The organism is Agromyces chromiiresistens (genome assembly GCF_029167465.1).
In the GTDB taxonomy this organism is placed as follows: Bacteria; Actinomycetota; Actinomycetes; order Actinomycetales; family Microbacteriaceae; genus Agromyces; species Agromyces chromiiresistens.
The window spans coordinates 201,997-222,604 of sequence record NZ_JARFNL010000006.1 but is presented as its reverse complement, the minus strand read 5'-3'; the positions used below and the strand labels follow the sequence as shown (position 1 = coordinate 222,604).

Genomic DNA, 20,608 nt, shown 5'->3' with positions numbered 1-20,608 from the left:
TCGAACGGTGAAGATCCTCTCGATCCAGTCGGCGGTCGCCTACGGCCACGTCGGCAACTCCGCGGCCGTGTTCCCCCTGCAGCGCATCGGCGTCGAGGTGCTTCCCGTCTACACGGTGAACTTCTCGAACCACACCGGCTACGGCGCCTGGCGCGGGCCTCTCATCTCCCCCGACGACGTCCGCGAGGTTCATCACGGGCATCGAGGAGCGCGGCGTGCTCGGCGGCATCGACGTCGTGCTGAGCGGCTACCAGGGCAGCGACGGCATCGCCGACGTCATCCTCGACGCCGTGTCGCGGGTGAAGGCGGCGAACCCGTCGGCGATCTACGCCTGCGACCCCGTGATGGGCAACGCGAAGTCGGGATGCTTCGTCGCCCCCGCGATCCCGGTGCTGCTCCGCGAGCGCGTCGTGCCGGCGGCCGACCTCATCACCCCGAACCAGTTCGAACTCGGCTACCTGACCGGCACCGAACCCGACACGCTCGAGTCCACCCTCGCGTCGGTCGACCTGGCGCGCGCGTCGGGGCCGTCGACGGTGCTCGTCACGAGCGTCGAGCGGCCCGACCGCACGCCCGGCACGATCGAGATGCTCGCGGTCGACGAGCGCGGCGCATGGCTCGCGCAGACCCCGCACCTGCCGCTCAAGGCGAACGGCTCAGGGGATGTCACGGCGGCGCTCTTCACCGCGCACTATCGCCGCACGGGCGACGCCGCCGATGCCCTCGCCCGCACGATCTCGAGCGTCTACGACCTGCTGGCGACCACGCACGAGTCGGGCGAACGCGAGCTGCAGCTCGTCGAGTCGCAGGAGTTCTACGCGAATCCGCGCATGCAGTTCGAGGTGCGGCAGGTTCGCTGACCCGAGGTCGGTCGAGCAGGCGCGAGGCGCCGACTCGAGACCATCCCGCGATGGTCTCGAGACGCCGCTCCGTCGCCACTCGACCGACCGGAGGCCTATCCGGCCGGGGCGGGCCAGCCGTCCGCGATCTCCTGCCGCACCTCGCCGAGCAGCCGCGGCAGCGCCTTCGTGCCCGCGATGATCGGGAAGAAGTTCGAGTCGAGCGCCCAGCGCGGCACGATGTGCTGGTGCAGGTGCTCGGCGATGCCGGCACCCGCGATGCGCCCCTGGTTCATGCCGATGTTGAACCCGTCGCACTTCGAGACCTGCTTGACGACGCGCATGGCGGTCTGCGTGAGCTCGCCGATCTCGGCGACCTCGTCGGCGTTCGCCTCGTCGTAGGTCGCGATATGGCGGTACGGGCAGACCAGCAGGTGGCCCGAGTTGTAGGGGAACAGGTTGAGCAGGACGTAGGCGTGCTCCCCGCGCGCGACGATGAGCGACTGCTCGTCGCTCATCTCGGGCGCTCGGCAGAACGGGCAGGCGTGCTCGTCGGGCTGCTGGCCCTGCTGGATGTAGACGAGCCGATGCGGGGTCCAGAGTCGCTGGAACGCGTCGGGCACGCCGGCCAGGTCGGCCGAGGCATCCGTGGGCACCCCGTCGAACTCGTCGGCCCCGTAGCTGGTCATGCGAAGAGGTCGTCGCGGGTGGTGACCTGGCGGTGGTCGGCGATCGCCGCTCGCACGAGGTCGATCGCCCGGGCGATCGGCACCCCGTTCTCCTGGCTGCCGTCGCGGAACCGGAAGCTGACCGTCTCGCCCGAGCGGTCGTTGTCTCCCGCGATGAGCTGGAACGGCACCTTCTGGGTGGTGTGGGTGCGGATCTTCTTCTGCATGCGATCGTCGCTCACGTCGAGCTCGGCGCGCACGCCGAAGCCCTTCAGCTGCTCGATGATCGCCCCGAGATACGGCGCGTACTCGTCGGCGACGGGAATGCCGACGACCTGCACCGGCGCGAGCCACACCGGGAAGACCCCGGCATAGTGCTCGAGCAGGATCGCGAAGAAGCGCTCGATCGAGCCGAACAGCGCTCGGTGGATCATGATCGGCCGGTGCTTCTCGCCGTCGGGGCCCATGTACTCGAGCTCGAACCGCTCGGGCAGGTTGGGGTCGACCTGCACGGTCGACAGCTGCCAGGTGCGACCGATCGCGTCGCGGGTCTTGAGGTCGATCTTCGGGCCGTAGAACGCCGCCTCGCCGGGCACCTCGGTCAGCTTCAGCCCGCTCGCGAGGGCGACGTTGCGCAGCGCGTTCGTCGAGTACTCCCAGAACTCGTCGGTACCGATCCACTTCGACTTCTCGTCGTCGCGCATCGAGAGCTCGAGCTCGAAGTCCTCGAGGCCGAAGTCGCGCAGCATCGAGATGACGAACTCGAGCACGCGGGTCGTCTCCTCCTCGAGCTGCTCGGGGGTGACGAACAGGTGGGAGTCGTCCTGGGTGAACCCGCGCACGCGAGTGAGGCCGTGCAGGGCGCCAGAGAGCTCGTTGCGGTACACGGTGCCGTTCTCCGCGAGCCGCATCGGCAGGTCGCGGTAGCTGCGCGCGCGCTCCTTGTAGATGAGGATGTGCATCGGGCAGTTCATCGGCTTCAGGTAGTAGTCCTGGCCCTGCTTCGTGACGTTGCCCTCGGCGTCGCGCTCCTCGTCCATGACGATGGGCGGGAACATCCCCTCGCGGTAGGTGACCAGGTGGTTCGACTGGAGGAAGAGGTCCTCCTTCGAGATGTGGGGCGTGTACACGTAGGTGTAGCCGCCCTCGACGTGGCGGCGACGGGCGTGCTGCTCCATCTCACCGCGCACGATGCCGCCCTTGGGGTGCCACACCGACAGGCCCGAGCCGATCTCGTCGGGGAAGCTGAACAGGTCGAGCTCCTTGCCGAGCTTGCGGTGGTCGCGCTTGGCCGCCTCCTCCAGGCGGTGCTGGTACGCACGCAGCTCGTCCTTCGTCGGCCATGCGGTGCCGTAGATGCGCTGGAGCTGCGGGTTCTTCTCGCTGCCGCGCCAGTAGGCGCCGGCGACGCGCTGCAGCGCCCATCCGTTGCCGATCATGCGGGTGTTCGGCAGGTGGGGCCCGCGGCACAGGTCCTTCCAGGCGACCTCGCCGGTCTTGGGGTCGACGTTGTCGTAGATCGTCAGCTCGCCCGCGCCGACCTCGACGTTCTCGTTGTCACCGCCGGTCGAAGCCGCCCCCTTGAGCCCGATGAGCTCGAGCTTGTACGGCTCGTTCGCGAGCTCGGCGCGCGCCTCGTCGTCGGTGACGACCCGGCGCACGAAGCGCTGGCCGGCACGGATGATGCGCGCCATCTCCTTGTCGAGGGCCTTCAGGTCGTCGGTCGAGAACGCCTCTTCGACGTCGAAGTCGTAGTAGAAGCCGTCGGTGACGGGCGGACCGATGCCGAGCTTCGCCTCGGGGTTGACGTTCTGCACGGCCTGCGCCAGGACGTGCGCAGTCGAGTGGCGCAGGATGTTCAGGCCGTCGGGCGAGTCGATGGTGACCGGTTCGACGACGTCGGCGTCCGTCACCGTCGTGGCGAGGTCCTTGAGCTCGCCGTTGACGCGCATCGCGACAACGGATCGGTCGGTGAAGAGCTCGAAGCCGTCAGCCACCTGGATCCACTCCTTGGATTCTCTTGAAACGAACCCTTCAACTGTAGTCGGCCGCCGACCCTCGCTCCGGCGCACGGCTTGCGCCGAGTTGCGTGCGATCGGATGCCTCGGCGCACGAGGGCTTGCACCCGCTTGCGTCCGATCGCGCAAGAACTCGACACTTAGTCGACATTTCACACCAGTGCCTTGTGCGACATCGGGCCGCGCTCCTACAGTCGGCCGCATCCGGGCCGTGCAGCGCCCGCGAGCTGTCCGATGGCGCACACGACTCGAGAGGACCCGTGCCGACATGACCCGCCGCTCCCCCACCTCATCGATACGATCGAGCGGCGCCGCCGCCGCCGCCGCCGCGACCATCGTGATCGCCGTCGCCGCGACGGCGCTCCTCACCGCCCCCGCCGCGGCGATCGCCGCACCGGCCTCGACGCCCCCGGCAGCCGCCGTGCACGTCACCCGCGCCGGGCTCGACCCGGCGCTCGTCGCCGGCCGCGGCGCCGACGTGGCCTTCCTCGAGCAGGAGGCCGAGCACGCGACGACGAACGGCACGGTCCTCGAACCGGTCCGGGACGCCTACACCCTCGCGGCCGAGGCCTCCGGTCGGTCGGCCGTGCAGCTCGCCCCTGGCGACTACGTCGAGTTCGCGCTGCCGGAGCGCACGAACGCCATCACGGTGCGCTACTCCATCCCCGACGCGCCGGGCGGCGGCGGCATCGAGGCTCCGCTCGAGGTCACGGTCAACGGCAAGCAGCAGCGCTCGATGACCCTCACCAGCGAGTACTCGTGGCTCTACAACCAATACCCGTTCACGAACGATCCGAACGCCGGGCTCCTCCACCCCGACTGGTGGATCACCGAGTGCGGCTGCGTGCCGGGCGACGGGTTCGAGGTGCAGAAGCCGTTCCGCCCGATGCACTTCTACGACGAGCAGCGCCTGCTGCTCAAGAAGACCTACCGGGCGGGCGACATCCTCCGGCTCACCGCCCCCGCGGGCTCGAGCGCCGCGCTCACGACGATCGACCTCGTCGACACCGAGTTCGTCGGGGCGCCGCACGTCCGCGTCGAGGCCGCCAACGTGCTCGCGTTCGGCGCCGACCCCACCGGGCGGCGCGACGCCGCCGATGCGATCGACCGCGCGATCGCGTTCGCCAAGCGCAAGGACGTGCCGGTGTACCTTCCGCCCGGAACCTTCCGCGTCGATCGCCACATCATCGTCGACGACGTCACGATCGAGGGGGCCGGCAGCTGGTACACCGTCGTCCGCGGTTCCGAGGTCGCACTCGACGAGCCCTCACCCGACGGCTCGGTGCACACGGGCGTCGGCTTCTACGGCAAGGACGCGTCGGACGGCGGCAGCACGAACGTGCACCTGTCGGGCTTCACCGTTCGCGGCGACGTCGCCGAGCGGATCGACACCGACCAGGTGAACGGCGTCGGGGGCGCGATGAGCGACTCGACGATCGAGGGGCTGTACATCGAGCACACCAAGGTCGGAATGTGGTTCGACGGCCCGATGAGCGGCCTCGTGGTGCGCGACAACATCATCGTCGACCAGGTCGCCGACGGACTGAACCTGCACCGCGGCGTCACCGACTCGCTCGTCGAGCACAACTTCGTCCGCAACACCGGCGACGACGCGCTCGCGATGTGGTCGGAGGGCACCGCGAACGCCCGCAACTCCTTCGCACGCAACACGGTGCAGACGCCGACCCTCGCGAACGGCATCGCGATCTACGGCGGCACCGACAACACCGTCTCCGGCAACCTCGTCGCCGACCCGATCCGCGAAGGCAGCGGCATCCACATCGGAGCCCGCTTCGGTGCCGAGGCGTTCGCCGGCACGCTCGCGATCACCGACAACACGACGGTGCGCGCCGGCACGTACGAGCTGAACTGGAACATCGGGCTCGGCGCGATCTGGTTCTTCGCACTCGACCGGTCGATCGAGGGGGCAGACATCACGGTGTCGGGCGACCACTACCTCGACAGCACCTACAACGCGATCATGCTCGTGACCGACTGGCCTGTGAAGGACCGCCACCGGATCGAGCACGTCGCATTCCGCAACCTCCGCATCGACGGCACGGGCACCTCCGTGCTCAGCGCCCGGACGGCCGGCAGCGCCTCGTTCGAGAACGTCGACGCGCGCAACGTCGGCGCGGTCGGCATCAACAACTGCGGCGCGTTCAACTTCCCGCCATCGGGCTCGGAGTTCTCGGTCGCCGATCTCGGCGGCAACGACGGCGGCGGCACGACGGGACCGTGGCTCGCACCGTGGGAGCTCCCGAACACGATCACGTGCGACGACCGGCCGCCGGTCGTCGCGCCGCCTGCACCGGGCGCCTGGGCGCAGCCCTGACGCCGCGGGCGGTGCAGACCGGTTGGACCCGGGTCGCACCGCCCCGCAACCGATTGCCCCGAACGGGGGTGTACCCCGAAGTAGGTGATTCGGGGGACAATTCCCCGTGGACCGACCATGTCGGCCCACCGGATCCCGGTGAAAGCGAAAGCCGGTCACCGGGGTCCGGCCCACCGCTCCGACCCACCGCTCCGGCTCGCCGCGACGGGGATGTCTCGCGCCAGCGCCGAACCTCGCACTGCGGTCGCCGCAGCGACGAGAAAAGCCCCGGCTGAGCCGGGGCTTTCATTGTGGTGGGCGATACTGGGATCGAACCAGTGACCTCTTCCGTGTCAGGGAAGCGCGCTACCGCTGCGCCAATCGCCCGAGTCGAGATGGGAGGATCTCGGCTTGGAGGTGGATACGGGATTCGAACCCGTGTATACGGCTTTGCAGGCCGCTGCCTCGCCTCTCGGCCAATCCACCGTTCATGGGTTCACCACCAAAGAACAGGAGCCGGGCTTTCGCCCGACCCTGATCAGAGCGGATGACGAGACTCGAACTCGCGACCCTCACCTTGGCAAGGTGATGCGCTACCAACTGCGCCACATCCGCGTTGCTCCGCATTTCTGCGTGCAGAGAAGACTTTATACACACTTCGAGCGATTCACAAACCGAGCGGGCCTCGCGCGATGTTCTCCCCGGTCACAGTGCCATTCGTCCCATGATTCCCGGGCGTGTCGATCGAAGCGGCACCCCCGCGCCGCGCCCGGCGGCAGCTCGATGTGCATTCGCCCTGCTCCGTCGGCTAGTATCGAGTCCGGTCACCGCAACGGAGACCGAAACCCACTTGGGCGATTGGCGCAGCTGGTAGCGCGCTTCCTTCACACGGAAGAGGTCGTCGGTTCGAGCCCGGCATCGCCCACAACGAGAAGCCCCCGGTAGCCCGGGGGTTTCCGCATTTCACGGCCGCATCCGATTCGGAACCCCTCGAGCACGCCGCACGCCGACAGCGAGACACCGCGTTCCGCGCCGATGGCACGTGGCTGCACGTGTCTGCCGGAAGTCAACGCACCGAATGCGTTCGGCACGCATGATCTGCCGCCATGGCCGGAGACCTGCGATTCGCCTTCACGAGGATCGCCACGATGAAGATCGCCAATGCGTCCACGACCGACACCATGAACACCGAGGCGTTGGCTGCCAGCCAGAGCAGGTTGGCGTTCGGCAGCATTCGCGACGCGTCCCAGCCGGACGCGGACTCCATGTGATTGATCGCAGCAGTGTCCGCGATCTGCCAGAGAACGTAGAACGCGACGACGGCGATGTTCAGGCCGACGAGCGCCAGCCCGCCGATCACACCAACCGTCCTCTCAAAAGCCTGCGACATTCCGGCTCCTCGTTGCATCCGTTCGAAACAGGTCCCCAGCCGCCATGCGGCCCGTCGTGCTGCCGCTGCGGAGGTTCGACCAAACCGGGTGGGATACGGACGTTCATCGTTTCGAGGTCGGCGATCAGCTCCAGCCGTAGCGGCGATTGAGCGCATCGGCCACCCGCGTGTAGCGCTCGGCGTCGAGCGAGGCGGCCTCGCGCCGCATGCCGCCGGTGCGCACCCTGAAGACGCGATCGGTCTTCGCCCAACTCGGCCGCCCCTCGGCGTCCCAGGCGCCCTCGCCGAGCGAGACGTAGTCGCGGTCGCCGTCGTGCGGCTTGCTCGTGAGTTGCACGGCGAGGAAGTCCCCCGCCCCCGACGCCGCCACGATCACGACCGGACGGTCCTTGCCCCGGCCGTCGCGCTCCTCGTAGGGCACCCACGTCCAGACGACCTCACCGGGATCGGGATCGCCGTCGCGACTCGGCGCGTAACCGAGCCGGACTCCCCGGAGGCGCCGCGGATCGACCTCGACGGTCGCATCGGATCCCGTCTGCCCCGGGGAGGGCTCGCCATCGGCGAGCCGCGCCGGCGAGGCATCCCGCCCGGTCGTCGTCCGTGGCGCGGCCGGTGTCTTCGAACCGCCCGAACCGAGCGCCCGCAGGAAACGGCCGACGGCGGTGAGGAGGCGGCCGGTGTCAGTCACACCGGGCACACTACCCCACCGCCGTCGGCCGGCCGAGGCTCGATGACTCGCGTCAGACGGTCTCGAGCTTGTAGGCGTCCTCGCCGTGCACGACGGTGTCGATGCCGGCGATCTCGTCCTCGTTCTTCACCCGGAAGCCCATCGTCTTCTGGATGAGCGTGCCGATGCCGAAGGTCAGTGCGAAGGAGTACACGAGCACCGAGACGGCCGCGATGGCCTGCACGGCGAGCTGAGTGAAGTTGCCGCTGTAGATGAGACCGGTCCCGTTCGCGAAGATGCCGAGGTACAGCGTGCCGATCAGGCCGCCGACGAGGTGGATGCCCACCACGTCGAGCGAGTCGTCGAAGCCGAACTTGAACTTGAGGTCGATCGCGAGGGCGCAGACGGCACCGGCGATCAGGCCGAGCACGATCGCCCAGATCGGCGTCAGCGAGGCGCAGGCGGGCGTGATCGCCACGAGACCGGCGACGGCGCCCGAGGCGGCGCCGACGGACGTCGGCTTGCCGTCCTTGATCTTCTCGACGAGCAGCCAGGCGAGGAGCGCCGCGGCGGGCGCGGCGATCGTGTTCACGAACGCGAGCGCCGCGGTGCCGTCGGCTGCGAGCTCCGAGCCGGCGTTGAAGCCGAACCATCCGAACCAGAGCAGGCCAGCGCCGAGGAGCACGAACGGCGGGTTGTGCGGGACGTGCGCGCCCTTCGAGAACCCGACCCGCTTGCCGAGCACGAGCGCGAGGGCGAGCGCCGCTGCGCCGGCGTTGATGTGCACCGCCGTGCCGCCCGCGAAGTCGATCGCGCCGACGCCGAACGCCTCCTGCAGGCCGTACGTGATCCAGCCGCCGTAGGCGAAGCTGCCGTCCTCGGCGAGGCCGAAGTTGAACACCCAGCTCGCGACCGGGAAGTAGACGATCGTCGCCCAGATCCCGGCGAACACCATCCAGCCGCCGAACTTGGCACGGTCGGCGATGGCGCCGGAGATGAGCGCGACGGTGAGGATCGCGAAAGTCGCCTGGAACGCCACGAACGCGAGCGGGGGGTACGCCGCGCCCTCGGGCGTCTCGAGGAGGCTCTCGAGCCCGATCGCCGACCAGTCGATCGACCACGGCGGCACGAGGCCCTCCGAGCCGGGGAAGGCGATCGCGTAGCCGTAGAGCACCCAGAGGACGCCGATGAGGCCCATCGCGCCGAAGCTCATCATCATCATGCTGATGACGCTCTTCGCCTTGACGAGGCCGCCGTAGAAGAACGCGAGCCCAGGGGTCATCAGCAGCACGAGTGCCGCCGAGATCAACAGGAACGCGGTGTTGCCTTGATCCATCTCTCGAACCTCTCTCGGATGCAGGTCGTGGGGGGAACCTGTGCCGCAAGTGTCACGAGTGGGCGTTTCGATCGATTCGTCGTTGTGTTTCGGGGTCGTTACGGTCGGGCGTCTCGTGTGAACAGCAGATTTCGGGATGCCTCGACGGCACGGTGAATCGGCTGCGGGAGTGCCCCGATCAGTCGTGCGGGGGCAGCTCGCCCGACGTCAGCGCGATCATGCGGCTCATCGACCGGAGGTACTTCTTGCGGTAGCCGCCGGCCATCATCTCGGCGTCGAACACCTCGTCGAGGGCGACGCCGCTCGCGACGACCGGCACCTCGGCGTCGTAGACGCGATCGATGAAGGCGACGAGGCGCAGCGCCGCGTTCTGGTCGTGGAGTTCGTGGGCGCCGGTGAGCGCGATCGTGTCGAGCCCCTCGACGAGTCGCACGTACTTCGACGGGTGCACGGTCGCGAGGTGGGCGATGAGCTCGTCGAACCCGTCGAGCGAGACACGATGGCCGCGCTCGGCCAGCGCGCCGGCCGTGCGCCGCACGGCGGCGTCGTCGCCCGCGACGACCGCATGCCCTTCGGTGTCGCGCCGGCGATAGTCGAGTCCGTCGATGCGGAGCGTCTCGAAGTTCGACGAGAGCGCGTGGATCTCGCGGAGGAAGTCGGCCGCCGCGAAGCGCCCTTCGCCGAGCGCATTCGGCGGGGTGTTGCTCGTCGCGGCGACTCGCGTGCCGCCGGCCATGAGCTCACCGAGGAACCGCGTCATCAGCATCGTGTCGCCGGGATCGTCGAGTTCGAACTCGTCGATGCAGATGAGCTTGGCTCCGCGCAGCAGTTCGACCGCCTGCGCGTAGCCGAGGGCCCCGACGAGGGCCGTGTACTCGATGAAGGTGCCGAAGTACTTCGGGCCGTGCGCCACGTGCCAGAGCGAGGCCAGCAGGTGGGTCTTGCCGACGCCGAAGCCGCCGTCGAGGTAGACGCCGGGCAGCTCGATGCGCGCGGGCCGCTTGCGCGAGAAGAACCCGCCGGGACGCTGGGCGGCTCGCCACGCGCCGGCGAACTGGTTCAGCCGGTCGAGCGCCGCCTGCTGCGAGGGGAAGTCGGGGTCGGGCCGGTAGGACTCGAACGAGGCGTGCTCGAACTGCGGCGGTGGCACGAGCTCGGCCGCGATCTCTGTCCCCGAGATCGACGGATTGCGGTCGACGAGGTGGATGGGCGCCTGGCTGGAGGCCGTGGTCATGCTGGAGAGCTCCCGTGTTGCACCGGATGACGGGTGCTGTGACTGCGCCCCGCGGGCCGCGTAGATTCGGAGGGTGGACAGGTCATCAGCCTAGTCCGCTCCCCCGATCACCCCGCCCGACCGGGCGACCACAGGAGGCCCCCATGTCCGCCGAGTTCGACTCCGCCGCGAAGTTCGCCGAGTACGCCCATCCCGAGCGTCTCGTCTCCACCGCCTGGCTCGCCGAACACCTGGGCGAACCCGGCCTCGTCGTCGTCGAGTCCGACGAGGACGTGCTGCTCTACGAGACCGGCCACATCCCCGGTGCGGTGAAGATCGACTGGCACACCGACCTCAACGACCCGGTCGTCCGCGACTACGTCGATGCCGAGCAGTTCGCCGCGCTCCTCGGCTCGAAGGGCATCGCCCGCGACACGACCGTCGTCGTCTACGGCGACAAGAACAACTGGTGGGCGGCGTACGCGCTCTGGGTGTTCACGCTCTTCGGCCACGAGGACGTGCGCCTGCTCGACGGCGGTCGCGACCTGTGGATCGCCGAGGGGCGCGAGCTCACCACCGACGCATCCGACGTGACCCCCGTCGAGTACCCCGTCGTCGAGCGCGACGACCGCGCCGTGCGGGCGTTCAAGGACGACGTGCTCGCCCACCTCGGCAACCCGCTCATCGACGTGCGCTCGCCCGAGGAGTACACGGGCGAGCGCACGACCGCCCCCGCCTACCCCGAGGAGGGCGCGCTCCGCGCCGGGCACATCCCGACCGCGGCATCCGTGCCGTGGGCGCGCGCAGCTGCGGGCGACGGCACCTTCAAGTCGCGTGCGGAGCTCGACGCGATCTACCGCGACGAGGTCGGACTCGCCGACGGCGACGACATCGTGGCGTACTGCCGTATCGGCGAGCGGTCGAGCCACACGTGGTTCGTCCTGCAGCACCTCCTCGGCTTCGAGAACGTGCGCAACTACGACGGCTCGTGGACCGAATGGGGCAGCGCGGTGCGGGTGCCGATCGTGACGGGTGCCGAGCGCGGCGAGGTGCCCGGCCGCTGATCGTCGGCCGAGCGGACCGTCGGCGACCGGCCGACGGTCCGGCCGCCCGTGGGAGAATGGACCGGATGGAACAGACGACCCTGCCCCCCGCCCTCGCCGAGATCCGCGACGACTTCCTCGCGCTCGGCGTGCGCGATCGGCTGCAGCTGCTGCTCGAGTTCTCGAACGAACTGCCCGCGCTCCCCGAACGGTATGCCGACCACCCCGACCTGCTCGAGCGGGTCGAGGAGTGCCAGTCGCCCGTCTTCATCTTCGTCGAGGTGGCCGACGGCGTCGTGCACCTCTTCGCGACCGCGCCCGCCGAGTCGCCGACGACGCGCGGGTTCGCATCGATCCTCGTGCAGGGGCTCGACGGGCTCTCCGTGCAGGAGGTGCTCGACATCCCCGCCGACTACCCGCAGTCGCTCGGCCTCGCCGAGGCGGTGTCGCCGCTCCGGGTTCGCGGCATGACGGGCATGCTCGCCCGCACGAAGCGGCAGCTGCGCGAGCGCGTCGCCGCCTGATCAGCCGACGATCTCGGCGTCGCCCTCGGCCGCCGGTTCGTCGCGTCGTCCTCTCGTCGCGAGGAAGGCGACGATCAGCTCGCTCCACCGCTCGGGATCGTGGTTCCACAGCTTCGTGTGACGGGCTCCGGTGAACTCCTCGAACTGCACGAGATCGGGGCGGGATGCCGCCAACCGGCGCGACCCGTCGATGGGGACGAACCCGTCGTCCACGCTGTGCATGAGCAGCATCGGCACGGTGAACTCCTCGGCCCTGGCCACGAGGTCGAGCGCCACGAGGTCGATCGGTGCGGCGGCACCCGTGAGTCCCGCGCCGACGGGTGCTCCGAGCACACCGGCGACGAGATCGCCGAGGCCCGCGGGCAATCCCATGGCGGAACCCTGGAACCGGAGGATGTCGACCCAGTCGATCGCGGGAGAGTCGAGGACGACCCCGACCAGGTGCTCGCGCACCTCCTCCGAGCGCAGCACCGCCTGCAGCGAGATCATGCCGCCCATCGACCAGCCCATCAGCACGATCTCGCGGGCCCCCCGCGCGACGACGAAACGCACCGCGGCGACGACGTCCTCCCACTCGGTGCCTCCGAGACCGTATCGGCGATCGGTGCTCTCGGGAGCCTCGCCGTCGTTGCGGTAGGAGATGAGGAGGCTGTTCCAGCCGGCCTCGCGCACGGGGCGGACGGCTCGCAGGGTCTCGTGCCGTTTCGCCCCCCGGCCGTGCACGTGCACGACCCAGCGATCGGTCGGTGCGTCTGCCGGCACCGACCACGCCGGCGCGGCGCCGAGGGGCGTCTGCACGACGGCCTCGCGGTACGGGACGTCGAGTTCCCAGGGGCCGAGGAAGTACCAGCCGTCGATCCGGCCCCGTCGGGCTCGGTCGAGGCGTCCGAAGTCGACCGAGTCGATCCCCCTGATGACCATGCCGCCGCGCGCTTCGTCGACCTCGGCGATGCGGGCGTGGCCGGCGTCGCCGTCGAACCAGAGGCCGTACCGGCCACGCATCCTCGCTTCGTCGCCGTCGGCGAGCGTGATCCGCCGCCCGGCGAGATCGACGGCGAGGATCCGCACGTCCTCCTCGCGCTTCGTGGAGGGGGTGACGACCTTGCGGGCGAACACCACGGTGGCCAACGCCGTGACGGCGGCCGTGATGACGGCGATCGCGCCGGCGACCATTCCGACCGCGGCGAGCGTCGTGCCGATGATGCGGAACCCGCCCCGCCGCTGTGCCATCCGCCGCTTCCTCCCCGATGAACCGATCCCACTGCGTGCCGGTGCGGCGTGCCGCCGCTGCCGGTTCCGATGGAGACTCTAGTCTGCACTCGTGCCCGACCACCCGACCTCCTCCCCCGCCGAGTTCGAGAACGCACTCGCCTCGATCCGGGCCGCCGCGCCGCGCGCCGAGCTCTCGGTGTCGGAGATCCCGGCGCCCGGCGGTCTGGCCCCGTTCGCGGCGGCGCTGTCGGCCGACGTCTCGCCGACGCGCCACGGCGACGACTCCGAACTCGGCACCGGCCGGTTCATCGTGCTGTACGACCCGAGCGAGCCCGAGGCCTGGGGCGGGCGGTTCCGCATCGTGTGCTTCGCGCAGGCACCCCTCGAGACCGACATCGGCCTCGATCCGTTCCTCGCGGACGTGGCGTGGTCGTGGCTGATCGACGCGTTGGACGCACGCGGCGCGCGCTACATCGCGGCGTCGGGCACGGCGACGAAGATCCTCTCGACCGGCTTCGGCGAGCTCGCCCACCAGGGTGACGGCGCGCAGATCGAGCTGCGCGCGTCCTGGACGCCCCTCGACGCCGCCATCGGCGCCCATGTGGAAGGCTGGGGTGAGTTGTTGTGCATGCTCGCGGGACTGCCGCCGCGTGCTGAAGGGGTGACCGCACTGCCCCGCCGGAGGTCGGATCGTGGATGAGTATCGGGTGATCGAGACGCCCGCGGCGTTCGACGAGGCCGTTGACCGGTTGCTGGGCGGATCGGGGCCCATCGCCGTCGACGCCGAGCGTGCGAGCGGCTTCCGCTACTCCCAGCGCGCCTACCTCATCCAGATGTACCGGCGCGGTGCGGGCGTCTTCCTCTTCGACGCCCCCGAGGTGCCCGACTTCTCCGCGCTCGAGAACGGCATCCGCTCGGAGGAGTGGGTGCTGCACGCCGCGAGCCAGGACCTCGCATGTCTTCGCGAGGTCGGCCTCGACCCCGATCGCATCTTCGACACCGAACTCGCGGCGCGCCTGCTCGGCATGCCTCGCGTGGGCCTCGCGTCGGTCGTGGAGGACCTTCTCGGCATCAAGCTCGCGAAGGAGCACTCGGCGGCCGACTGGTCGACGAGACCGCTGCCGCAATCGTGGCTGAAGTACGCGGCCCTCGACGTCGAACTGCTCGTCGACGTGCGCGATCGGCTCGCCGAGCGCCTCGACGCGACCGGCAAGGCCGGCCTCGCCGTCGAGGAGTTCGACGCCGTGCTGCACCGCGCGGCGAAGCCGCCCGCCGCCGAGCCCTGGCGACGCCTCTCCGGCATCCACGCCATGCGGAGTGCCCGCAACCTCGCCGTCGCCCGCGAACTGTGGGTGTCGCGCGACGCCCTGGCCGCCGAGACCGACATCGCGCCGGGCCGACTCGTTCCCGACGCCTCGATCGTCGCCGTCGCGCGCGCCCTGCCGTCCACTCGGCGCGCACTGGCGGACCTCCGAGAGTTCACCGGTCGCGCGAGCCGTACCGAGCTCGACCGCTGGTGGACGGCGCTCGAGCGCGGCCTCACCACCGACGAGCTGCCGGCGGTGCGCGTGCCGAGCGATGCCCCGCCTCCGCCGCGTGCATGGGCGAGCCGGAATCCCGAGGCCGACGCCCGTCTGAAGGCCGCGAAGGCCGCGGTGGCCGAGGTCGCTGAAGAGCTCGAGATGCCCCTCGAGAACCTCCTCACGCCCGATTTCCTGCGTCGGGTGGCCTGGCACCCCCCACAGCCGGCCGACGCCGCGGGCGTCGGCGCGGCCCTCGCGCAGCTCGGCGCGCGCCCGTGGCAGATTGCGGCAACCGCACAGACGATCGCCGATGCGTTTGTCGAGGCGTCACAATCGCTCCTCGACGCGACCTCCGAGGGTTCGTAGGAACCGTCAAGCGATTCACGGGCGCTCGGCACCGGTTCGTAGGATCGAGGCATCCTGATTTCGAAACGGAGCTGCAGCGTGGCTGAACGAGCTGATGTCGTGTTCGTCGATGGGGTTCGGACCCCGTTCGGACGAGCCGGTGAAAAGGGCATGTACTGGAACACGAGGGCCGACGACCTCGCGGTCAAGGCGATCACCGGGCTCCTGGAGCGCAACCCGAACCTTCCTCCCGAGCGCGTCGACGACGTCGCCATCGCTGCGACGACGCAGCAGGGCGACCAGGGCCTGACGCTCGGCCGCACGGCGGCGATCCTCGCCGGCCTGCCGATGAGCGTTCCCGGCTTCGCGATCGACCGCATGTGCGCCGGCGCCATGACCGCGGTGACGACGACGGGTTCGGGCATCGGCTTCGGGCAGTACGACGTCGTCATCGCCGGCGGCGTCGAGCACATGGGCCGTCACCCGATGGGCCTCGACGCCGACCCGAACCCCCGGTTCCTCACCGAGAAGCTCGTGGCCGCCGACGCACTCAACATGGGCAACACGGCCGAGCGCCTGCACGACCGGTTCCCCGAGCTCACGAAGGAGCGCAGCGACCGATTCGGCATGCTGAGCCAGCAGAAGGTGCAGGCCGCCTACGACGCCGGCCACATCCAGCCCGATCTCGTGCCGGTCGCGATCCGCACCGCCGAGGGCTGGGGCCTCGCGAGCGAAGACGAGGGTCGCCGCCCCGCGACCACGATGGAGGGGCTCGCGAGCCTCAAGACCCCGTTCCGCCCGCACGGCCGGGTGACCGCGGGCAACGCGTCGCCGCTCACCGACGGTGCGACCGCTGCGATCCTCGCGAGCTCCGACGCCGCGAAGGAGCTCGGCCTCACGACGAAGATGCGCATGGTGAGCTTCGGCTTCGCCGGCGTCGAGCCCGAGGTCATGGGCATCGGGCCGATCCCCTCGACCGAGAAGGCGCTCAAGCGCGCCGGCCTCTCGATCGACGACATCGGCCTCTTCGAGCTCAACGAGGCCTTCGCCGTGCAGGTGCTGAGCTTCCTCGACCACTTCGGCATCGCCGACGACGACGCCCGGGTCAACCCGTGGGGCGGCGCCATCGCGATCGGCCACCCGCTCGCCGCCTCGGGCGTTCGCCTCATGCTGCAGCTCGCGCGCCAGTTCGAGCAGCACCCCGAGGTCCGCTACGGCATCACCGCGATGTGCGTCGGCCTCGGCCAGGGCGGCACCGTCATCTGGGAGAACCCCCACCACAAGCGCTACGGAAAGGGCCGCTGAGCGACATGACCGACTACTCGAAGATCGACTTCTCCGAGCTGGCGGCCGCGTTCGCCGACGACGAGGTCGTCACGCACTCCTACGTGCGCGACATCCGCCTGGCGTCGGGCCGCGTGATCGCGCTCATCACGCTCGACAACGGTCGCGACCACACCCGGCCCTCGACGCTCGGCCCGGTCACGCTGATCGAGCTCGGCGAACGGCTCGACGAGCTGAAGGCCCGTGCCGCCGCCGGCGAGATCCAGGCGGTCGCGATCACCGGCAAGCCGTACTTCCTCGCCGCAGGCGCCGATCTCTCGAAGGTGGGCGAGATCCCGAGCCGCGACATCGCGCTGAAGATGGGCCAGCTCGGCCACATGGTGTTCGGCAAGCTGGGCGAGCTCGGCGTGCCCTCGTTCACGTTCATCAACGGCCTCGCCCTCGGCGGCGGCCTCGAGGTCGCGCTCAACAGCGACTACCGCACCGTGGATGCCTCGGCGCCCGCGATCGCGCTGCCCGAGGTCTTCCTCGGCATCGTGCCCGCCTGGGGCGGGGCGTACCTGCTGCCGAACCTGATCGGCATCGAGAACGCCCTCAAGGTGGTCATCGAGAACCCCCTGAAGAACAACCGGATGCTGAAGGCGAAGGACGCCCTCGAGCTCGGCATCGCCGATGCGATGTTCGCGCCGGTCAACTTCCTCGAGGATTCGCTCAAGTGGGCCGACGGCGTGCTCGGCGGCTCGGTTCAGGTGAAGCGTCCCAACGTTCCCGGCAAGCTCGAGCGGCTCGCCAAGTGGGACGTCGCGGTCGGCATCGCCCGCAAGAGCATCGAGGGCAAGCTCGGCACGACCGCGAAGTCGCCGTACGTCGCGCTCGACCTCCTCAAGGCGGCGAAGTCCGGCACCAAGGCGGAGGGCTTCGCCCGTGAGGACGAGGCGCTCGCCGACCTCGTCTCGGGCGACCAGTTCGTCGCCTCGATCTACGCCTTCAACCTCGTGCAGAAGCGTGCCAAGCGCCCCGCCGGCGCGCCCGACAAGTCGCTCGCCCGGAAGGTGACGAAGGTCGGCATCATCGGCGCCGGCCTCATGGCGAGCCAGTTCGCACTGCTCTTCGTGCGTCGCCTGCAGGTGCCCGTCGTCATCACCGATCTCGACCAGGCCCGCGTCGACAAGGGTCTCGCCTACATCCGCGACGAGATCGGCACGCTCGAACAGAAGGGCCGCATCGACGCCGACGAGGCGAATCGACTGCGGGCGCTCGTCTCGGGCACGACCGACAAGGCCGACTTCTCCGACTGCGACTGGGTCATCGAAGCGGTCTTCGAAGACCTCGCCGTGAAGCAGCAGGTGTTCGCCGAGGTCGAGCCGCACCTCTCGAAGACCGCGATCATCGCGACGAACACGTCGTCGCTCTCGGTCGAGGAGATCGGCGAGAAGCTCACCCACCCCGAGCGCCTCGTCGGCTTCCACTTCTTCAACCCGGTCGCGGTCATGCCCCTCATCGAGATCGTGAAGACCCCGAAGACCGACGACGAGACGCTCGCCACCGCGTTCGCCACCGCCGCGAAGCTCAAGAAGAGCGCCGTGCTCACGGCCGACGCGCCCGGCTTCGTCGTGAACCGACTGCTCGCGAAGGTCATGGGCGAGGCGGCACGCGCCGTCGACGAGGGCACCCCGGTGCCGGTCGTCGAGAAGGCGCTCGCGCCGATCGGGCTGCCGATGGGGCCGTTCGAGCTCATCGACCTCGTCGGCTGGGCGGTCGCCGCCCACGTCCAGGACACGATGGTGCGCGAGTTCCCCGAGCGGTTCTACGCCTCGGAGAACATGCACGCCCTCTCGAAGCTGGGCTCGCCCGTCGTCGAGAAGGACAAGCACGGCAAGGTCACCGATCTGACCAAGGACGCGAAGAAGGCGATCACCGTCGGCAAGACGTCGGTCGACGCCGCGACGATCCTGCGCCGCGTCGAAGACGAACTCGCACGTGAGATCAAGCTCATGCTCGACGAAGGCGTGGTCGCCGCAGCCGAAGACATCGACCTCTGCCTCATCCTCGGCGCCGGCTGGCCCTTCCAGGCCGGCGGTGCGACGCCGTACCTCGACCGGGTCGGGGCCTCGGAGCGTGTGTTCGGCGACACCTTCCACCATCCGGCGATCCGCGGCGTGGGCGCGTAGCGCACTCGCCGAACCAGAGCGGGCCCGCGACCACACGGTCGCGGGCCCGCTCTCGTTCGAGGTCCTCGTGCCCTGCGGCGATCCTCCGCAAGGCGGTGGTCTCAGTCTGCGACGTGCGCGATGACTGGCTGCGTGCCCGTGTCGCCCGACGCGCCGCGCGCGTGCGGCAGCTTCGTGCCGAGCACCATTGCGGTGACGTCTTGGGCGATGTGCTGCGGGGTGAGGCCGACGCGCTCCAGGATGTCGGAACGGGAGCCGTGCTCGAGGAACTCGTCGGGCAGGCCCAATTCGGTGACCGCGGTGTCGACCCCGGCCTCGCGCAGGTCCTGACGGATGCGTGTACCGACACCGCCGACGCGGATGCCGTCTTCGAGCGACACCACGATGCGGTAGTCGCCGGCGAGCCCGACGACGCTGCGCGGCACGGGCACGACCCACCGGGGGTCGACGACGGTGGCGCCGATGCCCTGCGCCTCGAGGCGCTCGGCGACCTCGAGGCCGATGCCGGCCATCGGCCCGACGGTGACGATGAGCACGTCCTTGCGCTGGGACTCGACGAGCACGTCGACGCCGTCGTCGGTGCGACGCACCGCGTCGTACTCGGTGCCGACCGAACCCTTCGGGAATCGCAGGACGGTCGGTGAATCCGTCACCCGCACGGCCTCGCCGAGCTCTTCGGCGAGGCGGATCGCGTCGCGCGGTGCGGCGATGCGGATGCCGGGGACGACCTGGAGGATCGAGAGGTCCCAGACGCCGTGGTGGCTCGGGCCGTCGGGCCCGGTGACGCCGGCGCGGTCGAGGACGAACGTGACCCCCGCCTTGTGGAGGGCGACATCCATGAGCAGCTGGTCGAACGCCCGGTTCATGAACGTCGCATACACCGCGACGACCGGGTGCAGGCCGCCGAACGCCAGGCCGGCGGCGGACGTCACGGCGTGCTGCTCGGCGATGCCGACGTCGAAAACCCGTGTCGGGAAGCGCTCGGCCATCCGGTGAAGGCCCGTCGGGCGGAGCATCGCGGCCGTGATGCCCACGAGGCGGTCGTCGCCCTCGGCGAGGTGGACGAGCTCGTCGGCGAAGACGCTCGTCCAGCTCTTCGCCCCGCCGGTGTCGAGCGGCTCACCGGTCTCGGGGTCGATCTGCCCGACGGCGTGGAACTGGTCCGCGACATCGTTGCGGGCGGGCTCGTAGCCGCGGCCCTTCTCGGTGATCGCGTGAACGATGACCGGCGCGCCGTAGTGCTTCGCCTGCCGGAGCGCGGCCTCCATCGCCTGCTCGTCGTGCCCGTCGACGGGACCGACGTACTTGATGTCGAGGTTCGAGTAGAGCGCCTCGTTCCCGGTGAATCGGGAGAGGAAGCCGTGCAGGCCACCGCGCACGCCGCGGTAGAACGCCCTGGCCGGGCCGCCGAGGCGGTTGAACGCGTCGCGGCTCGAGAGGTGGAGGTTGCGGTACGTGCTCTTCGTGCGCACCGAGTTGAGGAAGCGCGCCATGCCCCCGATGGTCGGCGCGTACGAACGGCCGTTGTCGTTCACGACGACGATGAGCTTGCGCGTGTTGTCGTCGGAGATGTTGTTGAGCGCCTCCCACGTCATGCCGCCGGTGAGGGCGCCGTCGCCGACGACCGCTACCACGTGCCGGTCGTGCTGCCCGGTCATCTCGAACGCCTTCGAGATGCCGTCGGCCCACGACAGGGAGCTCGAAGCGTGAGAGGACTCGACGATGTCGTGCTCCGACTCGCTGCGCTGCGGGTATCCGGCCAGACCGCCGGTCTGCCGAAGGGTCGAGAAGTCCTGCCGGCCGGTGAGCAGCTTGTGCACGTACGACTGGTGACCGGTGTCGAACACGATCGCGTCGCGGGGCGAGTCGAACACGCGGTGGATCGCGATGGTGAGCTCCACCACCCCGAGGTTCGGACCCAGGTGCCCGCCCGTCTTGGCGACGTCGGAGACGAGGTGCTCTCGCACTTCGACCGCGAGTTGCTCCAGTTGCTCCTTCGAGAGAGCGTCGAGGTCGCGCGGGCCTCGGATCGTCTCGAGCAAGGTCATTCGTTGGGCCTCC

General features: G+C 69.7%; 15 protein-coding genes, 4 tRNA genes and 1 pseudogene. 9 read left to right on the top strand and 11 right to left on the bottom strand.

Annotated features, from left to right (window positions below; translation table 11 throughout):
• The first annotated feature begins 7 nt into the window (after nt 1–7).
• Nucleotides 8–860, top strand: a pseudogene (gene pdxY / locus PX701_RS16295) (pyridoxal kinase PdxY).
• Between the two features lie 95 nt (nt 861–955).
• Here the strand turns inward: pdxY and PX701_RS16290 are convergent.
• Together PX701_RS16290 and thrS are read right to left on the bottom strand one after the other, a co-directional pair.
• Entirely contained in the window at nt 956–1,528 is a 573-nt protein-coding gene (locus PX701_RS16290; RefSeq protein WP_231430864.1) for an HIT family protein, read from the bottom strand.
• Nucleotides 1,525–3,459 (bottom strand): threonine--tRNA ligase, encoded by a 1,935-nt coding sequence (thrS, locus tag PX701_RS16285; RefSeq protein ID WP_275506966.1) that lies wholly within the window; start codon nt 3,457–3,459, stop codon nt 1,525–1,527. Before thrS ends, PX701_RS16290 begins: the two co-directional genes overlap by 4 nt.
• Nucleotides 3,460–3,793: 334 nt before the next feature.
• Between thrS and PX701_RS16280 the strand changes: the two genes are divergently transcribed.
• The gene (locus PX701_RS16280) at nt 3,794–5,860 is read left to right on the top strand and encodes a glycosyl hydrolase family 28-related protein (protein WP_275506904.1); all 2,067 of its coding nucleotides are present in this window, start codon (nt 3,794–3,796) and stop codon (nt 5,858–5,860) included.
• Nucleotides 5,861–6,151: 291 nt separating this feature from the next.
• On the opposite strand, the gene PX701_RS16275 is transcribed toward PX701_RS16280, so the two are convergent.
• The 3 genes from PX701_RS16275 to PX701_RS16265 all read right to left on the bottom strand — a co-directional run bounded on the left by PX701_RS16275 (nt 6,152) and on the right by PX701_RS16265 (nt 6,454).
• Nucleotides 6,152–6,226 (bottom strand) — tRNA-Val (locus PX701_RS16275).
• A gap of 25 nt (nt 6,227–6,251) precedes the next feature.
• Nucleotides 6,252–6,325: transfer RNA gene (locus PX701_RS16270), tRNA-Cys, on the bottom strand.
• 56 nt (nt 6,326–6,381) lie between these two features.
• Nucleotides 6,382–6,454: transfer RNA gene (locus PX701_RS16265), tRNA-Gly, on the bottom strand.
• A gap of 237 nt (nt 6,455–6,691) precedes the next feature.
• On the opposite strand from PX701_RS16265, the gene PX701_RS16260 reads away from it, so the two are divergent.
• Nucleotides 6,692–6,764: transfer RNA gene (locus PX701_RS16260), tRNA-Val, on the top strand.
• Between the two features lie 141 nt (nt 6,765–6,905).
• Here the strand turns inward: PX701_RS16260 and PX701_RS16255 are convergent.
• The 4 genes from PX701_RS16255 to zapE all read right to left on the bottom strand — a co-directional run bounded on the left by PX701_RS16255 (nt 6,906) and on the right by zapE (nt 10,466).
• Nucleotides 6,906–7,229, bottom strand: a complete 324-nt coding sequence (locus tag PX701_RS16255) for a hypothetical protein (protein ID WP_275506903.1) — start codon at nt 7,227–7,229, stop codon at nt 6,906–6,908.
• 124 nt (nt 7,230–7,353) lie between these two features.
• On the bottom strand, nt 7,354–7,917 hold the full coding sequence (locus tag PX701_RS16250; protein ID WP_275506902.1) for a type II toxin-antitoxin system PemK/MazF family toxin: 564 nt from the start codon (nt 7,915–7,917) through the stop codon (nt 7,354–7,356).
• 52 nt (nt 7,918–7,969) lie between these two features.
• Nucleotides 7,970–9,232 (bottom strand): ammonium transporter, encoded by a 1,263-nt coding sequence (locus PX701_RS16245; protein WP_231430860.1) that lies wholly within the window; start codon nt 9,230–9,232, stop codon nt 7,970–7,972.
• A 178-nt stretch (nt 9,233–9,410) separates the two neighbouring features.
• Nucleotides 9,411–10,466 carry a cell division protein ZapE gene (gene zapE, locus PX701_RS16240; protein WP_231430859.1) on the bottom strand — a complete coding sequence of 352 codons (1,056 nt, stop codon included), beginning with the start codon at nt 10,464–10,466 and terminating at the stop codon, nt 9,411–9,413.
• Nucleotides 10,467–10,609: 143 nt separating this feature from the next.
• On the opposite strand from zapE, the gene PX701_RS16235 reads away from it, so the two are divergent.
• Nucleotides 10,610–11,509, top strand: a complete 900-nt coding sequence (locus PX701_RS16235; protein ID WP_231430858.1) for a sulfurtransferase — start codon at nt 10,610–10,612, stop codon at nt 11,507–11,509.
• A gap of 65 nt (nt 11,510–11,574) precedes the next feature.
• Nucleotides 11,575–12,012: a SufE family protein gene (locus PX701_RS16230; protein ID WP_275506901.1), complete on the top strand. Its 438-nt coding sequence runs from the start codon at nt 11,575–11,577 to the stop codon at nt 12,010–12,012.
• On the opposite strand, the gene PX701_RS16225 is transcribed toward PX701_RS16230, so the two are convergent.
• Nucleotides 12,013–13,242, bottom strand: a complete 1,230-nt coding sequence (locus PX701_RS16225; RefSeq protein WP_231430856.1) for an alpha/beta hydrolase family protein — start codon at nt 13,240–13,242, stop codon at nt 12,013–12,015.
• Nucleotides 13,243–13,333: 91 nt separating this feature from the next.
• Here PX701_RS16225 and PX701_RS16220 point away from each other — a divergent pair, with 91 nt between their 5' ends.
• The 4 genes from PX701_RS16220 to PX701_RS16205 all read left to right on the top strand — a co-directional run bounded on the left by PX701_RS16220 (nt 13,334) and on the right by PX701_RS16205 (nt 18,547).
• Nucleotides 13,334–13,924, top strand: coding sequence for a DUF3000 domain-containing protein (locus tag PX701_RS16220; RefSeq protein ID WP_231430855.1), 591 nt, complete (start codon nt 13,334–13,336; stop codon nt 13,922–13,924).
• The gene (locus PX701_RS16215; protein WP_275506900.1) at nt 13,917–15,113 is read left to right on the top strand and encodes an HRDC domain-containing protein; all 1,197 of its coding nucleotides are present in this window, start codon (nt 13,917–13,919) and stop codon (nt 15,111–15,113) included. Before PX701_RS16220 ends, PX701_RS16215 begins: the two co-directional genes overlap by 8 nt.
• Before the next feature lie 78 nt (nt 15,114–15,191).
• Nucleotides 15,192–16,397: a thiolase family protein gene (locus PX701_RS16210; protein WP_231430853.1), complete on the top strand. Its 1,206-nt coding sequence runs from the start codon at nt 15,192–15,194 to the stop codon at nt 16,395–16,397.
• Between the two features lie 5 nt (nt 16,398–16,402).
• Complete coding sequence (locus PX701_RS16205) at nt 16,403–18,547, top strand: 3-hydroxyacyl-CoA dehydrogenase NAD-binding domain-containing protein (protein ID WP_275506899.1); 2,145 nt, start codon at nt 16,403–16,405, stop codon at nt 18,545–18,547.
• A 101-nt stretch (nt 18,548–18,648) separates the two neighbouring features.
• Here PX701_RS16205 and dxs read toward each other — a convergent pair whose 3' ends face one another.
• Nucleotides 18,649–20,595 carry a 1-deoxy-D-xylulose-5-phosphate synthase gene (dxs, locus tag PX701_RS16200; protein ID WP_275506898.1) on the bottom strand — a complete coding sequence of 649 codons (1,947 nt, stop codon included), beginning with the start codon at nt 20,593–20,595 and terminating at the stop codon, nt 18,649–18,651.
• Between the last annotated feature and the right edge of the window lie 13 nt (nt 20,596–20,608).